The 10,212-nt window shown below is 52.6% G+C and carries 10 protein-coding genes and 1 riboswitch; of the genes, 5 read left to right on the top strand and 5 right to left on the bottom strand.

Annotated features, from left to right (window positions below):
* The first annotated feature begins 540 nt into the window (after nt 1-540).
* Both HCZ99_RS05660 and HCZ99_RS05655 read left to right on the top strand, forming a co-directional pair.
* Nucleotides 541-1,290: a glycerophosphodiester phosphodiesterase family protein gene (locus HCZ99_RS05660; protein WP_167445904.1), complete on the top strand. Its 750-nt coding sequence runs from the start codon at nt 541-543 to the stop codon at nt 1,288-1,290.
* A gap of 166 nt (nt 1,291-1,456) precedes the next feature.
* Nucleotides 1,457-2,878 carry an MATE family efflux transporter gene (locus HCZ99_RS05655; protein ID WP_167445903.1) on the top strand — a complete coding sequence of 474 codons (1,422 nt, stop codon included), beginning with the start codon at nt 1,457-1,459 and terminating at the stop codon, nt 2,876-2,878.
* A gap of 80 nt (nt 2,879-2,958) precedes the next feature.
* On the opposite strand, the gene HCZ99_RS05650 is transcribed toward HCZ99_RS05655, so the two are convergent.
* Nucleotides 2,959-4,224 carry a hypothetical protein gene (locus tag HCZ99_RS05650; protein WP_167445902.1) on the bottom strand — a complete coding sequence of 422 codons (1,266 nt, stop codon included), beginning with the start codon at nt 4,222-4,224 and terminating at the stop codon, nt 2,959-2,961.
* 133 nt (nt 4,225-4,357) lie between these two features.
* Nucleotides 4,358-5,317: a helix-turn-helix transcriptional regulator gene (locus HCZ99_RS05645; RefSeq protein WP_167445901.1), complete on the bottom strand. Its 960-nt coding sequence runs from the start codon at nt 5,315-5,317 to the stop codon at nt 4,358-4,360.
* 214 nt (nt 5,318-5,531) lie between these two features.
* On the opposite strand from HCZ99_RS05645, the gene HCZ99_RS05640 reads away from it, so the two are divergent.
* From HCZ99_RS05640 to HCZ99_RS05630, 3 genes are read left to right on the top strand one after another with little or no spacing between them, the layout of a single operon-like run.
* Nucleotides 5,532-6,008 carry a low molecular weight protein-tyrosine-phosphatase gene (locus HCZ99_RS05640; protein ID WP_167445900.1) on the top strand — a complete coding sequence of 159 codons (477 nt, stop codon included), beginning with the start codon at nt 5,532-5,534 and terminating at the stop codon, nt 6,006-6,008.
* Nucleotides 6,009-6,011: 3 nt separating this feature from the next.
* Nucleotides 6,012-6,869, top strand: coding sequence for a fructosamine kinase family protein (locus tag HCZ99_RS05635; protein ID WP_167445899.1), 858 nt, complete (start codon nt 6,012-6,014; stop codon nt 6,867-6,869).
* A gap of 60 nt (nt 6,870-6,929) precedes the next feature.
* Nucleotides 6,930-7,385, top strand: coding sequence for a c-type cytochrome (locus HCZ99_RS05630; protein ID WP_217701456.1), 456 nt, complete (start codon nt 6,930-6,932; stop codon nt 7,383-7,385).
* A 102-nt stretch (nt 7,386-7,487) separates the two neighbouring features.
* Here HCZ99_RS05630 and folE read toward each other — a convergent pair whose 3' ends face one another.
* The 3 genes from folE to metZ all read right to left on the bottom strand — a co-directional run bounded on the left by folE (nt 7,488) and on the right by metZ (nt 9,957).
* Nucleotides 7,488-8,078, bottom strand: coding sequence for a GTP cyclohydrolase I FolE (gene folE, locus HCZ99_RS05625; RefSeq protein ID WP_167445898.1), 591 nt, complete (start codon nt 8,076-8,078; stop codon nt 7,488-7,490).
* Nucleotides 8,079-8,148: 70 nt separating this feature from the next.
* Entirely contained in the window at nt 8,149-8,541 is a 393-nt protein-coding gene (gene apaG, locus HCZ99_RS05620; RefSeq protein ID WP_167445897.1) for a Co2+/Mg2+ efflux protein ApaG, read from the bottom strand.
* A 213-nt stretch (nt 8,542-8,754) separates the two neighbouring features.
* Nucleotides 8,755-9,957 carry an O-succinylhomoserine sulfhydrylase gene (gene metZ, locus HCZ99_RS05615; protein WP_167445896.1) on the bottom strand — a complete coding sequence of 401 codons (1,203 nt, stop codon included), beginning with the start codon at nt 9,955-9,957 and terminating at the stop codon, nt 8,755-8,757.
* Between the two features lie 79 nt (nt 9,958-10,036).
* Nucleotides 10,037-10,111: riboswitch (SAM riboswitch) on the bottom strand.
* Between the last annotated feature and the right edge of the window lie 101 nt (nt 10,112-10,212).

Here is a 10,212-nt window from a genome sequence, read left to right as displayed (position 1 = left end):
TCCAGGATGCACAGACTTTGCGCCATAACGCTGCCCGCGCATCCCTTCCTACTGATCAACAATGTCAAAGAACTCTAGGACCGAAGCCCAAAACCTCCGCCCCGCGTCGCCGGTCTTGTTGGCGCCGCACTGCGTCGGTGGAGGCGGGTTATAGGCCTCAGTAACAAACCTGTAAACACCTTTTTTGAAGTTTTCTGGAGTTTTTACGAGATAGTTCGTTCCACCAGCAAAAGGGTCGGCGGAAACCCTTGTGTTTCGAAGGTTTGCACAAGGGTTTAGGTATATGCATATCATCACCCATATGTGCGCATACCGCACAAAACAAAGGCGTTTCTCAACTTTTGACATCAAATTACGATATGGAGTCCAATGACTTCAGCATTGTGATGCAAATATCAGCGCGCAAAACGCCATAAGATTTTCGCTTTTTAACCGAAAACAACTGGCGTAAGAGACTCGCTCGTTAATTTCAGCGGCACATGGGGCAAAAGACACACACATGTCGGTCCGTTTGTCGCAAAATCATAAAAGGCAAATGCTGTGCTTAAGATTCCCCATATCATCGCTCATCGTGGTGCATCAATTGAAGCCCCGGAAAATACCATTGCCGCATTTCGTGTTGCCGGGGCCCGCAACGCCAAATGGATTGAATGCGATGTGACACTGAGTGCAGATGATAAATGTGTCCTTATTCATGATGATACGCTTGAGCGGACAACCAACGGCACAGGCCGCATTCACAAAAGCGACCTTGCCACCTTGCGCGGGCTCGATGCCGGGGCATGGTTTTCAGACATATATAAAGGTGAACGTATTCCAACCCTGACCGATACGCTTGAAACGCTTTATTTCATGGAGATGGGTGCGAACCTTGAGATCAAGCCATCAGGTTGTGATCCGGTGCGGTTGTGCCATGAAGTGATTGCCGAGCTAAATCGCGCCAAGGACCTTCCGATATTAATCTCAAGCTTTGATGACATTGCCGTCGCCGAGATGCGCAAGCATGCACCAGAAATTCCATGTGGGTGGCTGCTTGAAACTTTGCCAAAGGATTGGAAAGCAGAATATGACCGCCTTGGCGCATCTGCTATTCATATCGACCATGCGGCTCTGACACCGGTGAGTGCGGCCGAGATCGTCAATGCGGGCGTGCCGCTTGTTTGTTATACGATTAATGATGTTGAACGCGCCAAGGAGCTGTTTGCGTGGGGTGTGACATCCGTCATCACCGATGATCCGGCACAATTGTTGGCCGCCATTCCCCATCGCCCCTTACCCGCACCAAGATAAGCAGCCCCAACTTCACCGACTATTATAAACCGCCCTGTGATAACCGCCCTGTGATAAAAGGAGCGGATCTTAAAAGCCACAAACCAGCACAAGGCTGTATCACGCCACCACGCTCAATCCTGATTGCTGGTTTTGTGACGATAAAAAATGACAAGGAAACGTTCCGATGACCATCGCCCCAAAGGACGGGACACCGGCACCGCAACCGATTGATCCAGCCGCATCGCCAACACCGCTTTATCCCGAACACCGGGTGCGGCGCCATTTAAGCGAACTGTTCCGGTTGGCTTTGCCGGTTACCATTGCGCGGCTTGGAATGCTGATCATGTCGGTCGTCGATACCATTGTCGTTGGCAATTACGACAGTGCGGGCCTTGCATATCTTAATGTCGCCCATGCCCCGTTTACATCCTTAATGGTCACCGGGGTTGGCTTGCTGACCGGGGTGATGATCATGACGTCGCACGCGGTTGGACGCGACAACATGATGGAAGCCGGTTTGGTTTGGCGAAGTGCCATGCCGTACGCGCTGTTGGTTGGTATCTTATTTACGGTTCTAACGTGGCAATCGCACTGGCTGTTTGTCGTCACCGGTCAACCTGACGATATCGCAAAGAATGCGGGCGAATTGGCGATAATCTTGTCGATCGGGATGCCCGCGGCAATGATTTACATTACCTGTGCGTTTTTCCTTGAAGGACTGCAGCGGCCCTTACCCGGCATGTTGATGATGATCGGGGCCAACGCGATTAATCTGGTTTTGGATTATGGGCTGGTTTACGGCGCGTTTGGACTGCCAGAACTTGGTGCCGAGGGCGCGGCTTGGACATCAACCGTCATCCGTTGGTTCATGGCGCTTAGTTTACTTGCCTATATCCTGCTAATGAAAAGCCATAGCCTGTATGGCATTCGCAACGGGTTTTCTGGCTGGTGGCGTGCATCGCGCAAGGCACGAAACCTTGGGTATGCTGCGGGTGCCAGCCAAGGCATGGAAACAAGTGCCTTTGCCGCCATGCAGCTTTTTGCCGGTCGATTGGGTGTTGTGGCCGCCGCAAGTTACGGCATTGCCATGACCATGCTGGCCTTGATGTTCATGGTCGCCCTGGGACTGGCATCGGCAACCTCAGTTAGGGTTGGCATTGCATATGGGCGGCGTGACAGACCTGATATGGCACTTGCGGGGTGGGTTGGTCTTTTGACCACGATGGCCGTCATGTTTGGGTTGAGCCTGCCGCTTTATCTGTTTCCTGAGGCGGTTTCGCATCTGTTTACCAAAGATGGCGCGGTAATCCTGACAACGGTATCGGTGCTGGTTCTTATGCCGATTATTTTCCCGACAGATGGCGGGCAAAATGCCGCAATCAATGCGTTGCGCGGTGCCGGGGATACATGGGCACCGACGATCCTGCATTTGGTGTCATATCTTTGCATCATGATCCCGGTTGGCTATTACCTGACATTCACCCGTGAAATGGGCGTGCCCGGACTGTTTTGGGGGGTTGTGATTGCAAGTCTTGTCGCGGTAAGCGGCCTGGCAATCCGGTTTAAGATCGTATCAAGCCGCCCAATCGCGCCCCATACACATTAAGCCCGTTCACCACCACCATCGGAAAAGGTCCACTGGCGTTTTCCAGTGGACCTTTTTTCATTTGAAAACCGTGCGTTTGATCAAGACCGATGCGCATCAAACGAACGGCGCGGCATCAAAAGATCGCAGAAGGGCAAAACAAGGGTATCAAACGCGGATGCCGCACGGGCCGCGTCAATCCGAATGATATGCTGTTCAATATCGCGCTGGGTTGCCAAATCACCAAGCGGTGCTAATTCCGGCAACGCATCAACAAGCGTTCCGTAAAATTCAACCTGCTCTTCGCGTGCGCTACCAGCCGCAAGATTGCCGAGATGGTTGTAAAGCGCCATTGCCAAGAACCAACGGCAATAGGGCATCAACCCCTGCAAAATTTCCGAACGTTGCTGCGGCTGTAGATATTGTTGCAGATCCGGATCGAGCCAGACAGCATTTTGCACGCCCGCAACGAAGGCATTTCGCGAAGCCGGATGTTCGTCATTAAAGAAAACCGATGTGAGCCAGGCTGACACATCATCAAGCGCCTTTCGGCGGCTATCGGGTGTTGCATCTTTTGAAAAATCCAACGCAGGCATCGGTGGCTGGCCAGATATCGCAAGACTTGCCACCGCCGGATCGATCAGCGCGTTGGATAGCCATGCCTGATGCCAAATGCGCATCGGACGGAAATAAGGTTCCTTTTCCGCACCGCCCGCCTCAATCCAGCTTTCGATCAGATGCGCACGGCCAAGCGCGATCCCCAAACGCAGGGCATCTTCGAACCCCATACCGTTGAAGAGGAATGGATCGCCAAGCATGTCTTCCAACAACGGTAAAGAGGCGGCAACATGATCAGAACGAAGGCCAGACCCCAGTGGCTGATAGAACGCGGCACCATCTGAATGGCCCAAAATGGCGCGGGCATGTCCGGCAAAATCGCCCCAAAACACCAATTTAACCGGCTCTGCACGCTTGCGCCAAAGCGGGCGCGTCGCATGCCAGCTTTCGGTTTCAAATTCCGCCAATGATACGGCCCCGACAAGGCGCGCAAGTGGCTTTGCCACCGCAATTTCAAGATCCTCGACCGCTCCGACATGCCCGACCGACAGACGCCACGCCGGTTCTTCGTGCGGATGACGATCAAGCCACAGCATCGCAAACCCGGTTGCGCCAGCCCGTTGGCCCGCCGGTGCGACCAAATCGAAAAACAGCGACAGCGGCCCTGGAATTTCAGGAACGGTATGGTCAGCCAACGCATCACCGACGGTCCATGTTTTGATCATGACATCGTCGGCATCTGGCCGTTTGTGAAAACGGGGCGGCAAGAAACCGGCATATTGGTCAGAGTTTTCGGATGCGTTGGTCATGGCAGCCTCGTGAACTGGATGCATTATTGGTGCCTGGCACAGAATTGCGCGGCGCGGTCAATCTGCTGATAAACAAGGATGCCAAGCGGGTCAATCATATGGCCAGTCATCACTCGCGACGATCACATGTGGGTTATGCCCTCGTCAGACCAGCATGGCCATAGCTTGCCTCGCGGTAGACGGAGGGTGGCATGCTAATCAAACGTCTGAAATCGCGCGAGAAATGGGCATTATCGGTAAAGCCGCACCAAAAGCCAATTTCCCCCACAGACAGGGTCGTGCCGCACAAAAGCCGGCATGCTTCACGCACACGCACAAACCGCAACAAATCGGAAAAGCGCGCGTTGGCATATTGCAGGCGTCGCTGCAACGTCCGACCAGACGTATCAAGTGCGGACGCAACGTCATCAATCGTCCAACTGCGACCAATATCCTGTTCGAGGATATTACACAACTGTCTTACGATTGGCTGCTGTGCGTTGATTGACGGTGCGCTTGCCGGCATGTTGGCCATGAACGGATAAGATGAAGAGACCTGTTCGAAGCTTTTCCAATTAATGCGAAACCGCAGACCGCGGCCGCTGAATTTAAGCTTTTCAAGCAAACGCCCGTTTCGCATCACCGGCACAGCGGGCCCATGACTTGGCAAAATCGTGCTATCGATAAAGTCAGCGCCGACCGCCTCAAGCAACCCAATCAGGAACCCCTGCAACAAAAGGTTTTCAACGCGTGCTGGCGGCTGCCCGCGCACAACACCGCGATGCAGCGTCATGGATTTCCCGGTAACCTGATAGTCGCTGCGTCCACGCGCATGAGAATACCCTTCAAGTCGACGCCAGCGATCGGCAATCATGTCTGGTGTCGCAACATGGCGCAGCATGGTTAGGATCGGCGCCTGTTCCTTGGCCGCAAGATGCCGCCCCAAGCGCACAAGCACCGCTGGACCATTTGCTTCTTCGAGGGAAAGCATGATGCTGCGCAGCTTTGCCGACGTCACAACCGTGCCTGCGGGCACAAGGTCATAGCCGCGCGGCAACCACGCAAGTTGCCGGATCAAAGCAACGTGCAAACCAAATGAAACAAATTCCTGCATGAAACAGCACCAAAATTCGAAATATGGCGCGATCATACAAGCTAATACCCTGACTGTCAGGGACGGATTGCAAATGTCACGAAGCTGTTACATTGCAAGTTTATTGCACGTGCGAGAAACGTTTATAACGGTCCACCCAATGGATGGACCATTGCCTGGCTTGTCGCAGCGTGTCAGTCTTAAATATTAAGGATCAAAACGGTTGGATAGCAAAGTGATCAAGGTTCTTTTTGTCTGTACGGGCAACATATGCCGTTCCCCCACCGCTGACGGCGTATTTGCCGACAAAGTTTCCAAAGCCGGTCTTTCAGACGAGATCACCGTCGATAGTTGCGGACTTTCGGCCTATCACGTTGGGGAATTGCCCGATCCGCGATCCCGTGAAATGGCGCAAAGCCGGGGCTATGACCTCAGCCAGATACGTTCACGTAAAATCAAACCTGCTGACTATGGGCAGTTTGACTATATCTTGGCGATGGATGATGGGCATTTACGCGATATGCGTCGACAAGCCCCATCCGAAAGTCAGCAAAAAATCGAACTTTTCTTGGATTATCACCCCAAGCTGTCTGGGCAAAGTGTACCCGATCCGTATTACGGCGGCGCAAATGGCTTCACCCATGTTTTTGATATGATTGAAGAAACGTGTGACCGCTTGCTTACCCATCTTCGCGATCAGCACGGCCTTTGATCCATGCTGGACCAAACCACCTTGTCGAAGCTGATTTATGACCTGACCGGTGCGAAAATCATTGGCCAGACACAGCTATCTGGTGGCGGCATCGCAACAGTTAAGCGCCTTGACCTTGAGAATGGCCCGTCCGTGGTGGTGAAGTCCGGCGGCACGGAAAGTCTGGAAATCGAAGCTGCCATGCTGCGGCATTTTTCCACGCATTCGCCAATTCCCTGCCCCACCGTTCTGCATGCGGATGCGCATTGTCTGGTGATGGATTTCATTGCCAATGACGGCCAAATGTCGACCACGGTCCAACATGATTTGGCAGAAAAACTTGCCAAACAACATGCGGTTACCGCCCCGCAGTATGGCTTGCCGTTTGATACCTTGATCGGCGGGCTGCCCCAGCCAAATGACCAAAGTCAAAGCTGGGTCACGTTTTTTGGCGAAGTCCGGCTGCGCCACATGGCGATGGCGGCCCTTCACGAAGGGCGCCTGACGACCGATATGGTAAAGCGGATCGAAAAACTGATCACAAAACTGGATGACCTGATCCCCGACACGCCCAAGGCATCCTTGCTTCATGGCGATCTTTGGGGCGGAAATATCCTGTGCCAAATCGGTAAAATCGCAGGGCTGATTGACCCGGCACTTTATTATGGTGACCGTGAAATTGAGCTCGCCTTTGGGACACTATTTGGCGACCTGACCGCGGAATTTTTCGGTCGTTACACGGAAATTTCCCAGATTGAACCGGGATTCTTTGAAGAACGCCGGGATTTATATAATCTTTATCCGCTATTGGTACATGTACGCCTGTTTGGCAGCCCTTATACTGGGTCAGTTGAACACATTCTTGCGCGATTTGGCGTATAGGATTGCATGCACATCGTTAAAGAGCCTACCGCGAGAGACAAGAGAGAGAGGAAAAGAACGTTGAGAATTCTAATTGGTGCGATCACAGCCCTTACCATGACCGCGAGCATTACCGCCATTGCGCATGAAGGCGCACACGGCGTTGTTAAAGAACGCATGGATGGCATGAAGGCCATTGGCCAACAGGTTAAAGTCATGGTTCCGATGATGAAGGGGACCTTGCCTTATGATCCGGCTGCGGTCGAGAAATCCGCAGGCATTATCGAATCTCATGCGGGCGAGAATTTCACCAAACTTTTCCCCGAAGGCTCCGACGGAGAACCATCCGAAGCACTGCCTGAAATCTGGGAAGATTGGTCAAAATTCACTGATTTGGCATCGCAGCTTGAAACCCGTGCGGCAGAGCTAAAAACCGTTGCTGCCAATCAGGGATCAGAGGACGCGTTTAAAGGCGCCTTGGTCAATGTTCTTAAGACGTGCAAGTCCTGCCATAACGATTTCCGCGAAAAGAAATAACCTTCGTAAGAAGGCTGACAAAGATATACAGACGCACACAACAAAGGCCGCAGCATCATGCTGCGGCCTTTGTCATTCAAATCCGTCTTTTCGATCGGCTCATTAACGGCCGATCATGGCAAAGAATTCACGGCGGGTGATCGGATCATCACGAAACGCGCCAAGCATTCGGCTGGTCACCATCGAAACACCGGTTTTATGAATGCCGCGTGTGCTCATGCATTGGTGATTGGCATCGATAACAACAGCCACACCAAGCGGGTCCAGCTCTTCTTGAATGGTATTGGCGACCTGTGCGGTCATCTTTTCCTGAATCTGCAGGCGCTTGGCATAAACTTCGACCACACGGGCAAGCTTTGAAATGCCGACAACACGTTTGCGCGGCAAATAGGCCACATGCGCGACACCGATAATCGGCACCATGTGATGTTCGCAATAGGACTCAACACGAATATCGCGCAGCACCACCATTTCGTCATAGCCGTCGGTTTCTTCAAAGGTCCGGCGCAGTATTTCCGCTGGATCCTGTTGATACCCAGCAAAGAATTCGCCGTACGAACGGGCAACGCGACCAGGCGTTCCGAGTAAACCTTCGCGTTCGGGGTCATCGCCCGCCCAGCGAAGAAGGGTGCGAACGGCTTCTTCTGCTTCTTCCTTCGTCGGACGTTTAACCGAACTGTGTTCGCTGCACATACTAAATCCTTTTGCTTTTTTCCTTACGGGAATTCTTCCCGGTATGGTGGGGTCCTGACCCGTTTTTATATCAGTTTACCGTATGTTGCCCATGGGGACTGTCGAGTGAAAAAGCAGGGATTTGAATATCAAAATGATTTCCATCCAAGTCTGTCATTTCATACGTACCGACCATAAAGCCGCTTGGCGTGGTTAATGGCGCGCCACTTGTGTAATTGAAACTTTCGCCGCCCGCCAGGACCGGTTGTTCACCGATAACGCCGGGGCCTTTGACTTCTTGTGTTTCACCGCGCGAGTCCGTGATGCGCCAATGACGGTTCAGCAACTGCACGGTTTTCGAACCCAGATTTTCGATCTCAACCCGATAAGCCCAAATATAGCGATGGTTATCAGGATCAGATTCGTTCTCAAGGTATACCGGCTGTACTGAAACCTTGATTTCGTGGGTTACGGTTGAATACATGAAATTCTCCAGGCCAATTTAATTCCAGTCCGTCTTCCTCAGCCAAGATTACGGTTGATGACACATTTGTATCCAGTCTAGCGCCACAACGCCAGACGCGTGTCACAATTTGCGTATCGGTTTTGCGTCAGCCATAAACATTGTCCTAAACAAAACGGCCCGCACTGTTTGTACGAGCCGCTTGATAAATAGTTCAACAAATCTTGCCAGCCCCTACACCGCCAAAGCAGCAAGCAGATCCTCTTTAAGGTCATCGATATCCTCAAGCCCCACCGAAAGACGCAGCATGCCTTCGGTAATGCCCATCGTGACCTTATCCTCGGCTGGAACGCGTTGATGCGTTGTTGTCCAAGGATGAGTTGCAAGGCTTTTGGCGTCTCCAAGATTGTTGGAAATATCAATCAGCTTGAGGTTATCAAGCAACGAGAACGCTGCTTGTTTCCCCCCCGCCAGCTCGACCGCAATAAGTCCGCCACCGCGACCTGACATCTGTTTCATCGCCAGTTCGTGCTGAGGATGACTTTTAAGTCCTGGGTATATAACGCGCGATACCTTCGGCTGTTCCGAAAGGAAATCAGCCAAATCCGTTGCATTACGAATGTGCTGATCGACACGCAAATTAAGGGTTTCAAGCCCCTTAAGAAGCACCCACGCGTTAAAGGGACTCATGCTTGGTCCGGTGTGACGCAAGAAGGTCGTCAAATGCTCGTCATGCCATTCTTTGTCGTTAAACAGGATCGCCCCACCAAGGCAGCGGCCCTGACCGTCAATGTGTTTGGTCGCGGAATAGACAACCACATCCGCGCCAAGCTCCATCGGCTTTTGCAAGATTGGTGTCGCAAACACATTATCAACCACAACCTTTGCACCGGCCTTGTGTGCAAGATCGGCAACAAAGGCGATATCAATGACTTCAAGGGTTGGGTTGGATGGCGTTTCAAGGAACACGGCGTCTGCGGGTTTGGACAGTGCCTTTTCCCATGCGGCATGATCGGTACCATCGACCAATTCGGTTTCAACGCCAAAGCGCGGCAAAAGCGTCGTCAGAATAAATTCGCACGACCCAAACAAGGCACGCGAACCAACGACACGACCACCCGCTTTCGTACAGGATATCAAGGCATTCCAGACGGCCGACATGCCCGACGCCGTTGCGCGGCAATATTTGGCCCCTTCAAGCAGGGCAAGGCGTTCTTCAAACATACCAACCGTCGGGTTGGCAAAACGCGAATAAACAAAGCGCTCGGGCCCGCTGCCATCAAAGGATGCTTCTGCCTCGGCTGCGCTTTCATAGACGTAGCCGGAATTCATAAAGATGGCTTCGGATGTTTCGTTAAATCCGCTTCGGGCGGTCCCGCCCCGAACAGATCGGGTGGCCGCGCGCCAGTTATCGGAAGCCTTTTTATCGGTCGTCATTGTCTTGCTCCTACATGCCCGGTTCATATTGGTGTGATCCGGACACAAAAAAACCCTGACCGGCATGAATGGGTCAGGGCCGAAGCCATGCATCCCCTCTTTAGCGATTTTTTACGTGGTCGCAAGCCGGTCGACAAATCCCACGAAGATCAAAGACGATACGACCAGACTTTCGTAAGGTCAAGAACCTCTGCCTGCGCAGTTTCGCGCATAGGCCCGACAAACGCCAATGTCGACGTTAACGCCGCCCTCACG

The organism is Thalassospira lucentensis, assembly GCF_011806425.1.
GTDB classification, from domain to species: Bacteria; Pseudomonadota; Alphaproteobacteria; order Rhodospirillales; family Thalassospiraceae; genus Thalassospira; species Thalassospira lucentensis_B.
Note: the sequence above shows the minus strand (reverse complement) of the source record. Positions and strands in the feature narration are given on the sequence as shown.